This is a genomic window from Staphylococcus schweitzeri, from assembly GCF_002902405.1.
GTDB lineage: Bacteria > Bacillota > Bacilli > Staphylococcales > Staphylococcaceae > Staphylococcus > Staphylococcus schweitzeri.
Map to the genome: position 1 here is coordinate 33,766 of NZ_PPQS01000025.1, position 16,395 is coordinate 50,160.

General features: G+C 30.1%; 14 protein-coding genes. 9 read left to right on the top strand and 5 right to left on the bottom strand.

Annotated elements, in window-relative coordinates:
- Nucleotides 1-2: 2 nt before the first annotated feature.
- Entirely contained in the window at nucleotides 3-746 is a 744-nt protein-coding gene (mroQ, locus tag CD116_RS04520; RefSeq protein ID WP_047550534.1) for a CPBP family intramembrane glutamic endopeptidase MroQ, read from the bottom strand.
- Nucleotides 747-920: 174 nt separating this feature from the next.
- Between mroQ and groES the strand changes: the two genes are divergently transcribed.
- Nucleotides 921-1,205, top strand: coding sequence for a co-chaperone GroES (gene groES / locus CD116_RS04525; RefSeq protein ID WP_000917289.1), 285 nt, complete (start codon nucleotides 921-923; stop codon nucleotides 1,203-1,205).
- A gap of 76 nt (nucleotides 1,206-1,281) precedes the next feature.
- Nucleotides 1,282-2,898, top strand: a complete 1,617-nt coding sequence (gene groL / locus CD116_RS04530; RefSeq protein WP_000240650.1) for a chaperonin GroEL — start codon at nucleotides 1,282-1,284, stop codon at nucleotides 2,896-2,898.
- Between the two features lie 546 nt (nucleotides 2,899-3,444).
- Here the strand turns inward: groL and CD116_RS04535 are convergent.
- Entirely contained in the window at nucleotides 3,445-4,752 is a 1,308-nt protein-coding gene (locus tag CD116_RS04535; protein WP_047550530.1) for a TrkH family potassium uptake protein, read from the bottom strand.
- Nucleotides 4,753-4,911: 159 nt separating this feature from the next.
- On the opposite strand from CD116_RS04535, the gene CD116_RS04540 reads away from it, so the two are divergent.
- Together CD116_RS04540 and CD116_RS04545 are read left to right on the top strand one after the other, a co-directional pair.
- The gene (locus tag CD116_RS04540) at nucleotides 4,912-5,832 is read left to right on the top strand and encodes an iron-hydroxamate ABC transporter substrate-binding protein (protein WP_047550527.1); all 921 of its coding nucleotides are present in this window, start codon (nucleotides 4,912-4,914) and stop codon (nucleotides 5,830-5,832) included.
- A 51-nt stretch (nucleotides 5,833-5,883) separates the two neighbouring features.
- Nucleotides 5,884-6,717, top strand: a complete 834-nt coding sequence (locus CD116_RS04545) for a class I SAM-dependent methyltransferase (RefSeq protein ID WP_047550524.1) — start codon at nucleotides 5,884-5,886, stop codon at nucleotides 6,715-6,717.
- A 276-nt stretch (nucleotides 6,718-6,993) separates the two neighbouring features.
- Here the strand turns inward: CD116_RS04545 and CD116_RS04550 are convergent, their stop codons facing one another.
- The gene (locus CD116_RS04550; protein WP_047550521.1) at nucleotides 6,994-8,217 is read right to left on the bottom strand and encodes an ArgE/DapE family deacylase; all 1,224 of its coding nucleotides are present in this window, start codon (nucleotides 8,215-8,217) and stop codon (nucleotides 6,994-6,996) included.
- 438 nt (nucleotides 8,218-8,655) lie between these two features.
- Between CD116_RS04550 and CD116_RS04555 the strand changes: the two genes are divergently transcribed.
- A complete protein-coding gene (locus CD116_RS04555; protein ID WP_047531503.1) occupies nucleotides 8,656-9,684 on the top strand; it encodes a leukocidin family pore-forming toxin in 1,029 nt (342 codons plus the stop codon).
- A 21-nt stretch (nucleotides 9,685-9,705) separates the two neighbouring features.
- The gene (locus tag CD116_RS04560) at nucleotides 9,706-10,722 is read left to right on the top strand and encodes a leukocidin/hemolysin toxin family protein (RefSeq protein WP_047550519.1); all 1,017 of its coding nucleotides are present in this window, start codon (nucleotides 9,706-9,708) and stop codon (nucleotides 10,720-10,722) included.
- Between the two features lie 227 nt (nucleotides 10,723-10,949).
- Here CD116_RS04560 and sph read toward each other — a convergent pair whose 3' ends face one another.
- Nucleotides 10,950-11,942 (bottom strand): sphingomyelin phosphodiesterase, encoded by a 993-nt coding sequence (gene sph, locus CD116_RS04565; RefSeq protein WP_078101755.1) that lies wholly within the window; start codon nucleotides 11,940-11,942, stop codon nucleotides 10,950-10,952.
- 378 nt (nucleotides 11,943-12,320) lie between these two features.
- On the opposite strand from sph, the gene CD116_RS04570 reads away from it, so the two are divergent.
- The gene (locus CD116_RS04570; RefSeq protein WP_078101754.1) at nucleotides 12,321-14,033 is read left to right on the top strand and encodes an MAP domain-containing protein; all 1,713 of its coding nucleotides are present in this window, start codon (nucleotides 12,321-12,323) and stop codon (nucleotides 14,031-14,033) included.
- Between the two features lie 274 nt (nucleotides 14,034-14,307).
- On the opposite strand, the gene CD116_RS04575 is transcribed toward CD116_RS04570, so the two are convergent.
- Complete coding sequence (locus CD116_RS04575; protein ID WP_047550515.1) at nucleotides 14,308-15,594, bottom strand: aminotransferase class I/II-fold pyridoxal phosphate-dependent enzyme; 1,287 nt, start codon at nucleotides 15,592-15,594, stop codon at nucleotides 14,308-14,310.
- 199 nt (nucleotides 15,595-15,793) lie between these two features.
- Between CD116_RS04575 and CD116_RS04580 the strand changes: the two genes are divergently transcribed.
- On the top strand, nucleotides 15,794-15,892 hold the full coding sequence (locus tag CD116_RS04580) for a Trp-rich small protein (protein ID WP_000990056.1): 99 nt from the start codon (nucleotides 15,794-15,796) through the stop codon (nucleotides 15,890-15,892).
- Nucleotides 15,893-16,132: 240 nt separating this feature from the next.
- Entirely contained in the window at nucleotides 16,133-16,309 is a 177-nt protein-coding gene (locus CD116_RS04585; RefSeq protein ID WP_047531509.1) for an SE1626 family protein, read from the top strand.
- Nucleotides 16,310-16,395: the final 86 nt, after the last annotated feature.

Below are 16,395 nucleotides of genomic sequence, written 5' to 3' on the forward strand. Positions count from 1 at the left end.
AGTTATGGCATAAAAATATGATAAATAAAACTTGCGTGTTCTGCTGTCTTTTTCATTGTATCTGGAATTAGTAATTGGGATATGACTACAAATCCGTTTTGTAACATATGGATAATAATTGGAACGGCAAGCCGTTTTGTCCATACATATGCTAATGAAAAAATGACACCCATACCAAAGTAAACTGGAATAAATTTGAAATCATTATGTGCTAATGCAAATATTAATGAACTTACAGTTGTAGCAATAATAAATGCTACGATACGATTACCTTTAATTGCATTAAATAATTCTCCAAAGATTACTTTTCTGAATACATATTCTTCTAATAAAGGGCCAATAATAGATACAAAGAAGATAAATATAGGTATTTTTCGAGCAATAATAATTAGTTTTTCTGTATTAGGGCTTACTTGTTGTCCGCCGTAAATTTGCGTTAATACAATGCTCACAATCATTTGATAAACCATGACAAGTGCAAATCCAAGTAATGCCCATGGAATAATATATTTGTTCGGCTCCTTTATTTCTGATTCTAATTTTGTAGGATCTTTGATTTTAAAATTAATTAAAATAATCGTAGTAGCCGCAATTAAAAATAGAACGAGTTGAATATAGACGCCAGCTTTTTGTTGTTCCAAGCCACTATATTGTGCAAATTGTGGTGTGTTTACAATGACTGCCGGTAAAAATTGCGACAATAAATATATAATAACAGTTAGCAATGATGCCCATAGTCTTGTCATAATTTTCCTCCAATTATTTGTTTATAATTTATTTTATCGTAAATAACTTGAAGTTACAAAACTTAATTAAAAGGTTATGACTTGAAATTTTGACCAAATTTGATTATTATAAATGTATGTTAGCACTCTTTAATGTTAAGTGCTAAACTTTAGGTTTTTTAAGGAGGAACAATCATGCTAAAACCAATTGGAAATCGTGTGATTATTGAGAAAAAAGAACAAGAACAAACAACTAAAAGTGGTATTGTTTTAACTGATAGTGCTAAAGAAAAATCAAACGAAGGCGTTATCGTTGCAGTAGGAACTGGACGTCTATTAAATGATGGTACAAGAGTGACTCCTGAAGTGAAAGAAGGGGACCGTGTCGTGTTCCAACAATATGCTGGTACAGAAGTTAAACGAGATAATGAAACATATCTGGTATTAAATGAAGAAGATATTTTAGCAGTTATTGAATAATACAGAACTTAATTCATAAATAAATTAAAAAAGAACGAAAATGAAACACAATTAAACAAATGGAGGTTTATCATTTATGGTTAAACAATTGAAATTCTCTGAAGATGCGCGTCAAGCAATGTTACGTGGTGTTGACCAACTTGCAAATGCTGTTAAAGTAACAATTGGTCCTAAAGGGCGTAATGTTGTATTAGATAAAGAATTTACAGCACCTTTAATTACGAACGATGGTGTGACGATTGCTAAAGAAATCGAATTAGAAGATCCATATGAAAATATGGGTGCGAAATTAGTTCAAGAAGTAGCAAATAAAACAAACGAAATTGCAGGTGACGGTACTACAACTGCGACAGTATTAGCTCAAGCAATGATTCAAGAAGGATTGAAAAATGTCACAAGCGGTGCTAATCCAGTAGGTTTACGTCAGGGTATTGATAAAGCAGTGAAAGTTGCTGTAGAAGCATTACATGAAAATTCTCAAAAAGTTGAAAATAAAAATGAAATAGCGCAAGTAGGTGCAATTTCTGCAGCAGATGAAGAAATTGGACGTTATATCTCAGAAGCAATGGAAAAAGTAGGTAATGATGGTGTCATTACAATTGAAGAGTCAAATGGCTTGAATACTGAACTTGAAGTTGTTGAAGGTATGCAGTTTGACCGAGGTTATCAATCACCGTATATGGTTACTGATTCAGATAAAATGGTTGCTGAATTAGAACGCCCGTACATTTTAGTGACAGATAAAAAAATCTCATCATTCCAAGATATCTTACCTTTATTAGAACAAGTAGTTCAATCAAATCGTCCTATCTTAATTGTTGCAGATGAAGTTGAAGGAGATGCGTTAACAAATATCGTGTTAAACCGCATGCGTGGTACATTTACAGCTGTTGCTGTTAAAGCACCAGGATTTGGTGATCGCCGTAAAGCAATGTTAGAAGATTTGGCTATTTTAACTGGTGCACAGGTAATTACTGATGACTTAGGATTAGACCTTAAAGATGCAACGATTGATATGTTAGGTACTGCAAGTAAAGTAGAAGTTACTAAAGACAATACAACTGTTGTAGATGGTGATGGCGATGAAAACAGCATTGACGCACGTGTAAGCCAATTGAAATCTCAAATTGAAGAAACTGAGTCTGACTTTGATCGTGAAAAATTACAAGAGCGCTTAGCTAAATTAGCAGGTGGTGTTGCAGTTATTAAAGTAGGGGCAGCAAGTGAAACAGAACTTAAAGAACGTAAATTACGCATTGAAGATGCATTAAACTCAACACGTGCAGCGGTTGAAGAAGGTATTGTTGCAGGTGGCGGTACAGCATTAGTTAATGTATACCAAAAAGTAAGTGAAATTGAAGCAGAAGGTGATATTGAAACTGGTGTGAACATTGTACTTAAAGCATTAACAGCGCCTGTACGTCAAATTGCTGAAAATGCAGGATTAGAGGGATCTGTTATTGTAGAACGTTTGAAAAATGCAGAGCCGGGAGTTGGATTTAACGCCGCTACAAATGAATGGGTAAATATGTTAGAAGCAGGTATCGTTGACCCAACGAAAGTAACACGCTCAGCATTACAACATGCAGCTAGTGTTGCAGCAATGTTCTTAACTACTGAAGCGGTTGTAGCATCAATCCCAGAAAAAAATAATGACCAACCTAACATGGGTGGCATGCCAGGAATGATGTAAAACTGTTTATAGTTTTGACTAACTAGAAAATCACATTATGCACGAGTATGATTCATTCTAAGTACAAATTAGAATGCACGTAAATATATTTTAATTACGAGACGTCTTCCATTTAGTGACTAAACTTAAGGGAGTCGTCTTTATTGTGTGCTGAATTGTCATTGAGATTCATAATGGTATTTAAATCATAGTGGTGCGGGAGTTATTGTATTGCCCTTAATATGAGAGTACATCAACTTCTATAAGTAATGCATATTGCGAGTGCAGGAATGAATGAGTACTTGATTAAAATCCTTATGGGTGGTTGACATAATTAAAAGAAACCACATTTAAAATTTCTTAATCACAAGCGGTTAACTAGGTGTAGTTTAGTTTTGAGCAGATCTTTTTAAAGGTGTACTTGTGGGTTTTATTTTATTAAAGATATAAGAAGTATAATCGTCCTAAAATTAATGAAGACGAACAAAAAACTACCTGTTTAGGTAGTTTTTTAAATGTAATAGATTAAAACACTAGTTCATTTCTTGTTAAAGATGGATAGTTATTTTATAGATAAATTTGTCTTTTAGTGTAGCGGTAATTTTTAGGACTTTTTGGTGGTATAAATGTTCTTAATAAAGTTAATAGTCCTACTTTACCGCAAAGCATAACGAATATAATAATTATTTTAGTAATACCATGATATTCTGTGGTAAGGTTCATACTTAACCCGACTGTTCCAAATGCAGAAACCACTTCGAATAATAACTTGATTAATGATATGTTCGGATTAATTATCGATAATATAAAAGTAATGATACTGATAAATAGAAATGAGATATTAATGGTAACAATAGATAGTTTTATATGTTTGTCAGATATTTCTTTATTGAATACTGAAACATTATTTTCTTTACGTATATAATTTAGAACAAATATAAACGCCACTGCAAAAGTAGTTATTTTTATCCCTCCAGCTGCACTAAGAGGGGCACCACCAATAAACATAAGTAGCATTAACATCAAGGCGGTAGATTTGTTAATGTTTGCTATATCAATACTGTTAAAACCGGCTGTTCGTGTTGTTACTGATTGGAAAAAAGAAGTTCCGATTTTTTCAATTAATCCCATATGTTGCATAGTATTAAACTGTTCTAATAAAAAGAATGAAATAGCTCCTATAATTATTAGGATACTAGTTGTAGTTAAGACTAATTTAGAGTGCAAAGATAAACGACTCAGTTTTTTACAATTAATAAAGTCTATTACGACAAAATGTCCAATACCTCCCAATATTATGAGTATTGAGATTGTGATAATCACAATTGGATCATTTGAAAAATCTATTAAGTTATTCTTAAAAAGAGCAAATCCAGCATTATTAAAAGCTGACACTGATGTGAATAAACTTAAAAATAAACCTTTACCAATACCAAATTTTGGTATAAAAGATAAACACAAACAAAACATACCAATTAATTCAGTGACTAAACTATAAATAGCCAAGTGTTTAATTAGCTTGATAACACCACCAGGTTCGTCAATATTCCATGTAACCATAATCAAGAATCTATTTTTCATTGATATTTTTCTATTTAAAAATACTAGTGTTAATAAGGTTACGGTTACGATACCTAGGCCACCTATTTGAATTAATAACAGTATTACTATTTCACCAAGTATATTAAACTGTGACCCTATATCGACTGGAGACAAGCCAGTCACTGTGAATGCACTTGAAGCTATAAAAAGAGCATCCAAAAAAGATATTGGCTTTTTACCAGTGAAAGGTAAATATAATAAAAGTGCACCTATGATAGTTGTAGAGAAGAATAGCATTAAATAAAAATATAAAGGTTTGTGGACTTTGTTCATTTTAATTGCATACTCCTTTATATTATAAATTAATAATTAGATAATATCATAAATGAAAAGAGAAATGTTACAGATGTGTATTAATAATAAGCATTGACTAATTCTTTTAATATTTTATAATTGAGAATGAATATCAATTATAAATAAAAGGATGATATTATGAAAAGATTAATTGGAATTTTATTATGCAGTTTATTTATTTTGACTGCGTGTTCAGCATCTGTCGATAAAACAAGTAACTCGACAAAGACTATAGACTATAAAATTGAAAATGGTAAAACACTGAAAGTACCAGAGAAACCTAAAAGAGTTGCTGTTTTAACCGGATTTTATGTCGGTGATTTTATAAAGTTAGGAATCAAACCAATTGCTGTTTCAGATATAACTAAAGATTCTTCAATTTTAAAACCTTATTTAAAAGGGGTTGATTATATTGGAGAAAATGATGTTGAAAAAGTTGCTAAAGCAAAACCAGATTTAATAGTTGTAGATGCTATGGATAAAAATATTAAAAAATATCAAAAAATAGCGCCAACAGTCCCATATACATACAATAAATACAATCATAAAGAAATATTAAAAGAAATAGGCAAGTTGACTAATAATGAGGATAAAGCCAAAAAATGGATTGAAGAGTGGGAAGATAAAACTAGAAAAGATAAAAAAGAAATTCAAAGTAAAGTTGGTCAAGCAACAGCATCTGTGTTTGAACCAGATGAAAAGCAAATATACATATATAACTCTACATGGGGTCGTGGTTTGGATATTGTTCATGATGCATTCGGTATGCCAATGACAAAGCAATATAAAGCTAAATTACAAGAAGATAAAAAAGGTTATGCTTCCATTTCAAAAGAAAATATTAGTAAATATGCTGGTGATTATATATTTTTAAGTAAACCTTCGTACGGAAAATTTGATTTTGAAAAAACACATACATGGCAGAATATTGAAGCTGTAAAAAAAGGACATGTAATTTCATATAAAGCAGAAGATTATTGGTTCACAGATCCTATTACATTAGAACATTTGAGAAGTAAATTAAAAAAAGAAATTTTAAATAAATCTCACCAGAAATAAGTTATAAAAATTTCTTATGTATTAATAATAATATTTTTAAGGAGTGATTAAATGAAACAACTGGATGGAATTCCAGAATCAATGATAATTCCTTTGATAGCTCGAGCAAAAGAGTACGAAAACGAAAAACCAATAATTAAAGACGCACTATCTAAAAAAATATTTGATGGTTTAGATGATATGTACAAAAATGTTACATGTGATGACATGTCTCAAATTGGAATTAGTATACGTTCTGTGTTAATAGATTGTGTTACTAAGAGGCTTATCAAGGATAATAAAGATTTGATCGTGGTCAATATAGGTTGTGGCTTAGATACAAGGTTTCAAAGATTTAATAAAGAAAAAATATCGTGGATAGATATAGATGTACCTGAATCAATAGAAATACGAAAAACATTTTTTAAAGAAACAGATAGTTATAAGATGATATCTAAATCAATGCTGGATTACAGTTGGATTGAAGATGTTAAAAATTATAATTTTTTAAATAGTAAGTCAAATATATTGTTTATCTTTGAAGGTGTATTGATGTATTTTGATGAGAGTGTAATGACTAAATTATTACATATTATTATTAAAAAGTTTGGAGATCATAATTTAACCTTTGCGATTGAATTTTGCTCAAAAACAATTGCGAATAATACAAAAAGACATAAATCTGTATCAAAATTATTCTCACAACCTGTTTTTAAATATGGATACAACGATTTAAAAGAATTGCATAAAGTTTTGCCAAGTAAAATAAAAGTTATAAATGAATATAATTACTTTGACTACTATAAGAAAAGATGGGGGTTCTTTGGGTATTGTAGATATATACCTTATTTGAAAAAAAGGTTAAACAATAAAATAGTAATTATGGAATATAAAGTTCCAAACTAAAACATAAGTATAAATATGATTTATTTTACGAGACGGTTTTTACTAGTTTTATATAACTATTAGAAGCTGTCTTTTTTTATGATCATTAGTCGAGTTATGTGCGACAAATCATCACCATAATTTTTGTTTTCATCGTTTAGGTAATGAAAATGTGCTATTTCATAGTGTAATCTTTACATTCAAACAATATTTATTGCTATTTGAATTTCCCAGCTCGAAACTTAAAATTCGCGAAAAACTGCCAGCAAATGAAAAGTATGGCTGGCAGCAAATCCCTTATTTTTCTTTTAAGTATTTAATTGCTACTTCTTTACAAATATCAATATATTTCAGATACATATCTTTTTCAATATATTCATCGATTTGATGTGCCATTAAAGGGTTACCTGGTCCAAAAATGGCCAAGTCCACATTATTTTTGTTATCACCTAAAAAACTAGAGGCATCGGTAGCACCCACTAGCGCTGAAACAAAGATATCATCTTTTTCTACATAACTAGAAGCCACATCTTTAATTGCTGCAATTAGTTTACTATTTTTATCACTAGTGACAGGTCGATGATTGCTTGGAATTTCGAGTTTAAGCTTATTGCTGTCCACATCATAAATGATATTTTGGAAGAATTTTTCAATATAGTCATTATCGTATTCAGGAACCGGTCTAACATTAAACTCAAGGGAAGCTTCATCTGGAACAGAATTAAATTGCTTGCCTCCGTTTATAATTGAGCACACTGCAGTAAGGCCAGAAGCATAATTTGCATCCTCTTCAGAAAAGCCTTTTCCAATCATAGATTTAAACATTGGAGAAACATCAAGCTCATGATTAGAATCGTTATTTTTTAGCTCCGAATACTTGACCTTAAATTGATTATAAAATTCAAGCAGTGTATCAATTGCATTGTCACCAATAAAAGGAACTGAACTATGGACAGTTTTACCAGTTGCAGTGACTTTACATGACATAGATCCTTTATGTGCATAATAAATTCCAGGTCCAGTAGGTTCAGCAATAATTAAGCCATCTACATCGTCTAAATAGCCTTTATCCGCTAATAATTTGGCACCTTCTTGCTCTTTCTCTTCGCCTGCAGTAGCTAGTAATCGAATGGTTCCTTGAGGCAATTCATTTTGTTCTTTTAATTCGATTAAAGATATGACCAAAGCCATCAGACCTCCTTTCATATCTGTTGTACCTCGACCATATAATTTGCCATCTTTTTCTGTTAGTTGAAAAGGGGGATATGTCCAACTATCTTGATTTCCTGCATCAACAACATCCATATGACCACTCAATGCTAGTACAGGTGAGCCATTACCGATTTCTGCAACGATATTGGCACGGTGTTCATTAACTTTCAAAATTTCAGATTTAATATTGTACTTGTCGAATAAATCTTTTAAATAATTACAAACGTCTATTTCATTATTATTTTCAGTTTGTAGATCAACAATATCTGCTAGTAACTGAACTTTTTCCTTTTCTCTAAAAGTTGTCATTAAGCTCACACCTTTACAAAGTAGTATATATATTTATATAAACATAATTTTTGTTCTTAAACATTATTTTAAATGCAGAAAGTAGTCTGTTATATGGTTTTGTTCTATGAAAATAACTGTAAAGTATCAATGTTCTTATTTACACTGGTATCGGGAATGTTTATTTTTTTATAATGAATTGTATTAATTAGATGTATAGAAAATATTTAGATAATAAATGTATATAAATTTTAAATAGTCGATTATTAATTACTAAAGCAAAAGATTTTCTAAATTAATCACTTAGTACACACATTATTTTTAAAGAGGATAAAGTATTTAATAATATTAACAAAATCATTTAATAAATAGTTAAATATATATTCTCTGTTTTTGTGATACCATTCACATGTCGATACATATCAACAATTATTAATCATACGAAAGAAGGTTATAACAATGAAAAATAAAAAACGTATTTTAATAGCGTCCTCCTTATCATGTGCACTTTTATTGTTATCAGCAGCAAATACAGAAGCGAATTCAACAAATAAAGATTCGAAAGAACAACCTAAGAAAGAACAGGTTGATAACGCTCAACAAAAAGATAAAAAAGCAACCCCTGATGATGTTGGTAAAAATGGTAAAGTCACAAAACGTACTGTGTCAGAATATGATGAGAAAACGAACATATTACAAAATTTACAATTCGATTTTATCGATGACCCGACATATGACAAACATGTTTTACTAGTTAAAAAACAAGGATCAATTCATTCAAATTTAAAGTTTGAATCGCATAAAGAAGAAAAAAATTCATCATGGTTAAAATATCCAAGTGAGTATCATGTAGATTTTCAAGTAAAAAGAAATCCTAAAACCGAAATATTAGATCAATTACCGAAAAATAAGATTTCAACTGCGAAAGTAGATAACACATTTTCATATAGTGTAGGTGGTAAATTCGATTCAACTAAAGGAATTGGACGAACATCATCAAATAGTTATTCTAAATCAATCAGTTATAACCAACAAAATTACGATACGATTGCAAGCGGTAAAAATAATAATAGACATGTACATTGGTCAGTAGTTGCTAATGATTTGAAATATGGCGGAGAGATTAAAAATAGAAATGATGAATTCTTATTCTATAGAAATACTAGAACATCTACGCTAGAAAACCCTGAATTAAGTTTTGCATCAAAATACAGATATCCAGCACTTGTAAGAAGCGGATTCAACCCTGAATTCTTAACTTATATTTCTAATGAAAAATCAAATGAAAAAACGCAATTCGAAGTAACATACACACGCAATCAAGATATCCTAAAAAATAGACCAGGCATTCATTATGAGAAGCCTATTTTGGAACAAAATAAAGATGGTCAAAGGTTTATAGTGACTTATGAAGTAGATTGGAAAAATAAAACAGTTAAAGTCGTTGATAAATACTCTGATCAAAATAAACCATATAAAGAAGGATAATATTGAAGGGACGGATTACAAATGATTAAACAACTATGTAAAAATATCACAATCTGTAGTTTAGCGATATCAACAGCTTTAACTGTATTCCCAGCATCATCTCATGCAAAAATCCAAAGCGAAATTAAACAAGTTTCTGAGAAAAACCTTGATGGCGATACTAAAATGTATACGCGTACAGCTACAACTAGTGACACTGAGAAAAAAATCTCTCAAAGTTTACAACTTAATTTTTTAACTGAGCCAAATTATGATAAAGAAACAGTATTTATTAAAGCAAAAGGAACAATTGGAAGTGGGTTGAAAATTTTAGAGCCCAATGGTTACTGGAGTAGTACATTGAGATGGCCAGGTTCTTATTCAGTTTCAATTCAAAATGTTGATGATAATAAAAATACTGAAGTGACGGATTTTGCCCCTAAAAATCAAGATGAATCACGAGATGTTAAATATACGTATGGTTATAAAACAGGTGGAGATTTTTCAATTAATCGTGGTGGCTTAACTGGAAATATTACAAAAGAGAGTAATTATTCAGAGACGATTAGTTATCAACAACCATCTTATCGTACACTCTTAGATGAATCTACTACAAATAAAGGTGTAGGTTGGAAAGTAGAAGCGCACTTGATAAATAACATGGGCCATGACCATACGAGACAATTAACAAATGATAGTGATAATAGAACTAAAAATGAAATATTTTCTTTGACACGAACTGGGAAATTATGGGCAAAAGATAACTTTACACGTAAGAATAAAATGCCTGTAACTGTGTCAGAAGGGTTTAACCCAGAGTTTTTAGCTGTTATGTCACATGATAAAAAAGATAAGAGCAAATCAAAATTTGTTGTTCATTATAAAAGGTCGATGGATGATTATAAAATGAATTGGAACCGACATGGTTTTTGGGGTTATTGGTCTGGTGAAAATCATGTAGATCAAAAAGAAGAAAAATTGTCAGCATTATACGAAGTAGATTGGAACACGCATGATGTGAAATTTATAAAAGTACTTAATGATAATGAAAAGAAATAAGTATTAAAAAGTTGCCTGCTACATAGAATGTAGTAGGTAACTTTTATTTAATTTTGAATAGATAAATTTATTATGATGATCAGTGTATGAATTATGTTTGAGTGTTGAGTAAAAACTAGTATTAAAATTGTTAAGATGACTTTATCAAAATGCTAGTTAATTCAAATTTTAACAATAAAACTCGCTTCGAATATTTAGAACGAAGCGAGTTGTTAGTTAGTTGAGCACTATTTACTATAGGCTTTGATTGGGTAATGATCTGAAAAATCATTGTAAACGTAGTAGTATGGGAACGCATATATATCCCATGGCTTAGTTTTTTCAGTAACAACTTCATTGACTAATTGTTTTGGTTGTTTATGATCTTTATCTGTAAATATATAGTCTAAATGTTCAGGTTTGCTTTTAGGATAGTTATATTTCGCGATAGAATTTGATTGTGGGTCCCATGTGCTATTATGACCTGCATATAGAACATCATTGACATTCAAGTTTTTAAGCATATCTTTGAATTCTGGCGTACCTTTATTAACATTTAAATCGCCCCCTATATATACAGGTTCATCTTTAGGGATATTTTTATTTTTAACAAAGTCACTAATTTCTTTCATTTGTTCAGCTCTAATTTTTCGATCATGTCCAGCACCACAACGTGAATCTTCAGATTGTGTATGTGTACCGATAACGTGAACGTTCTTACCATTTTTCTCTATTTTTGTATAAACAAAACCTTTGTTACTATCATTATCATATCCACAACCACTTTTGAAAACATGTTGGATTTTTTCTTTAATAGGATATTTACTTACAATCGCTACGCCACCATCTTCGGCAACAGTTGATGAGTAGCTACCTTCAGTTTTGTCCCAACCCGATTTAGAACGACCGAGTACAGGTGTTTGATAAGGATATTCTTTTTTTACATTACTTAATAATTTGTTTGATGCGCCATTATCAAATGCTTCATTGAATATTACGACATCATTATTTTTAATATAAGAAGATTGTCCGATTAAATCAGCGCGTTTATATTGCCCCCAGTTCGGATATAATACGGTCGATAACATATAAACGTTATGACTAACTAACTTCAAATCAGTATCATCTTTCTTGGTTTCTGCTTTGGCACTATTGTCAGTAAGTGCACCAACTAATAATAAATTTGCTAATGCAAGTGTTGCAACTTTTTTTAGTGAATTGGATTTTGTTTTTTTAACCATCATTATCACTCCTTTTATATAGCTTACAATAAAATAGTCGCGAAATTGATTAACTAAATTTAAAATAATTATTAAATCGATTTTATATTTTAAGTTAATGTTTTTTTCATGTATAAAATCTGTAAATATAAATAATGAATATAAAGGTAGTAATAAGTATGAAAACAAATGCCTCTGAGATTTTCCTCACCTAAAATCAAACATTATATTAGCCTTAGCAAATTTAGTAGTTAATATAGTTTAATTAAGGTTTTAATTGTATTAAAGAGTTATTGTTAAAGATAATTTATTATTAATATTCAGTTAATTCAAAAAAATAAAGAGTTCTGTATATAATAAAGTCACAATCACGAATTACATAAAAAGGAGAGATAATTTATGAAATTTAAGTCATTAATTACAACGACAGTAGCAATCGGTATTTTAGCATCATCAGGAGTCAATCTAAATCAAGGTCATGCTAATACAGCATATAAAGTTCCCACTTCTTCTCATCATTCTAATATAAATAATAATTACAACATTTTTTATAATATTGATGTTGATGGAACATCTTTATATAAATTATCAAGCTTTTCATTTTCTAAAAAAGAACCAAAAATAGGATATTCAAAATTAACGAAAAGAGTTAAAGAGGCATTAAAACATGACAGAGGTATAAACGAAAATAAATTAAGAAACGTACATAAAGCAACGTACACAGTTCACTTTAAAAATGGTACAAAGAGAGTTATTGACTTGAAATCAAATACCTTTTCAGCAGATTTAATTAATATTTATGATATTAAGAATATCGATATAAACGTGAAAACTAAAAATGTTATTAAAGAAAAAGTTAGCTATGTTCCTTATACAATAAGTGTGGACGGTATAATAAATTATGCTTTAACAGACTTTAAATTTTCGAATAAGTCAAAGCTTAGCTATGACGATTTAACTCAAAGAATAAAAGAAACATTAAAACATGACAGAGGTATAAATGAAAATAAATTAAGAAATGCGTATAAAGCGACTTATACAGTATATTTTAAAAACGGCTCAAAAAAAGTAGTGAATTTAAATTCAAATCTTTATATTGGGGAATTAATTAATTCTAAAAACATTAAGAAAATTGATATTAATGTTAAAACTGGACCTAAAGCTAAAACAGAGAGTTATGTACCATATACAATTGCAGTAAATGGCACATCAACACCAATTTTATCGGAATTGAGATTCACAGGAAATCATCGTGTAAGCTATCTTGATGTCACTAAAAAAGTGAAATCAGTATTGAAGCACGATAGAGGTATTGCTGATCGTGAATTAAAATACGCAAAGAAAGCAACTTATACAGTACATTTTAAAAATGGAAAGAAGCAAGAGATTAACTTAAACTCTAATATTAATCAATTGGACCTGCTTTATGTTAAAGACATTAAAAAGATAGAAATTACTGTTAAAACAGGATCAAAAACAAAAGCAGAGAGTTATGTACCGTACACAATTGCAGTAAATGGCACTTCAGCACCAATTTTATCAAAATTAAAAATTTCAAATAAACAACTTATTAGTTATCAAGATTTAAACAAAATAGTTAAATCAGTATTAAAACATGACAGAGGAATCAATGATATTGAATTAAAATTTGCGAAAAAAGCTAAGTATACGGTACATTTCAAAAATGGAAAGAAACAAGTAGTTGACCTTAAATCAAATATCTTTACACGAAATTTATTTAGTACCAAAGATATTAAAAAGATTGATATTAATGTGAAAAAACATGTTGAATCAAATAAAGATCATAATAAAGTGACTAAAGTGAAATTTCCTGTAACAATAGATGGTCATAAATCAGCAATTAAATCGCCATTTGTATTCTCGAATGGTAATAACATTACACTTAATGATTTAAGTATTAAACTAAAATCAGCATTAGCAAATGAAGAGTTTATAAAAAGTTTTGATTTGAATATATCGGAACACGCTAAATATAAAGTATATTTTAAAGATGGTTCATCAGAATATGTTGATTTAAAATCTAATGCTCAACATTCAAAAGTATTTAAAGCAACTGACATTAAAAGAGTAAACATTGAACTTAAATTCTAATCTTTAATTATATAATAAGGCATCTCACAATCGTGGGGTGCCTTTTGCATTTATAGAAATGTGATATTTGAAAGTTTAAAATGGAATGATTTTGCTGAAAGTTGTATTAACTTGCTTCAAATAAATTAAATTCTGCTAGGAGTAATGAATAGTTGCGGTGTTTGACAAGTTGTTGAGTAAAATATATCTGATGATGCTTTGATAGAAGGATTAATTTTAAAAATAAAAAACCAATAATCCGATTAATATTCATCAGAGTATTGGTTGAAACCGTTTATCTTAAGTCATCAATCGCCTTTGCAATTGAATCAAAAACATGTGGGATGTCTTCTTTTTCTACACAGCTAAACGCAATACGAATATCTGTTGCATTTAGTGCAATAACACCAATTGAATATTTTTCAATTAAATGCTTACGCAGTTCTTCTGGGTCAACATCATGAACTTTGATTGCCATAAAGTATCCTGAGTTAAAGTCATATGCCTGCCAATGAGAATGGTATTGCTCATCATAAACAATCTCTTTAGTGACCTCATAGCGTTCTTTTAATGTTTGAATATTTTGTTCTATTTCTTGATCGAATTGTTTATTATTTTTCAGCACATGCTTAACAGCGCTTTGTGTTGGAAGTGGTCCACTAGAAATGTTGCTTCTTATAAGGCCTTTTACTTTGGCTTCTAAAACCTCTTTAGTAGTTTGATCAGACGTACCGAATGTCATAAATCCAACACGGAAACCCCATGCGAAAAATTCTTTCGTTGCGCCATCTAAACGAACAGGTAATATTGCATTTGAATTTAAGTTTGTTAAGGCAGTAAACAAGGACTGAGTATATACATCTTCGTAGAATAAGCCATAGTATGCGTCATCTACAACAGCTATAACTTTTGTACCTTTATCAGATAATGTTTTAATTGCATTGACGATTGTAGTCACTTCTTCATGTGTCGGTGTGTAACCAGTCGGATTATTAGGATAATTTAAAATCATAATGACCTTATCTTTATTGTATGTTTGCAAAGTTTCTACAAGTGAATCAGTGGTATAATGACCGTCTTTATCAAAGATAGGATATGTTTGAAGGTTTGCACCATTTCTAGTATTGAAAACAAGTTTGTAATTACCCCAATTATGCTCTGGTAATAAGATAGTGTCATCTTGATTTACAAATAAATCGCCAACTAGAGATAAACCATGTGTTAATGCATTCGTAACAATTGGTCGTGACATATTGTCGATTGAGAGCTCAGGATTGTCACGCAACATTTTTTGTTGCCATAAATCACGTAATTCTTCAATGCCTTGTGGTGGAGCATAAGGGAATATTTCATCTGGCGTTAAATCATTAAACATTGCATCTAAAGATGATGCGAACATTTTTCCGTCTTTATTTGTTGCCATACCTATAGTTGCGTTATATGTTGTGCTCTTTGCTTCAGCAGATTGAGATAAAATGCCTTTTGGATAAAACATATTTTGACCTAAGTCAGATAACATTGCGAAAGCAGTTGCATTTGACTGTTGAAGTTGTTCATTTAAGCTTTGGGCTAAAGGATTCATTATTGCTTAACCTCTCTTTAAAAAAATTGTATGCCTATATATTATCTTCAATTATACCAAAGATAAAGTATTGTTGGTGAATTAACGAATAATATGTAAAATCACTACCTAAAATACGAACATATGTTCTTATTTTGTGTTAGAATATGTATAGGTCATCCTTCAGTATGATACTTTAGTCGAATGGAGGTGTAGTGTAATGATGTGGTGGCAAGAAGGGATGATGACACTTATTACTGGTGGCTTACTGATTATTTTTCGACTTTGGTTAGAACTGAAATGGAAAAATAAAAAATGATCCTACACATATAAAAACCCCAAGTCTGCTGGTACCAGACTTGGGGTTGTGTAGTATAATTCTGTGGATACACTTAAATAATATCATTGAACACAATATATCGCAATCAAAAATCATTTTGAATGTATGGTTTTGTTGCTCTATTTTAGTTTAAAGTGATCAGCCCTTGAAATGATGAAAGTCAACAACTTATTAAAAGTACTTATATTTGTTATAATGTTGATGTTGAGGTGAAACAAGTTGAAACATCTAACGAAAATATTTTTAATACTTGCAATTATTTTATTTATTGTTGGTTATTATTTACAAGCAACTAATCATGAAAGCCAAGGTATTAAACTATTATTAGCAGCGATTATGTTTATGATTTGTGCTTTTATAAGTAGAAGTAATGATCGACGTAAAAATAATAAATAGAATTGACTGTTTAAAACGATTGTTTATGTTGACACTACGATTGTCACATAGAGATTAAAGGCATTCGTTTTAGCAGTCTTTTTTGT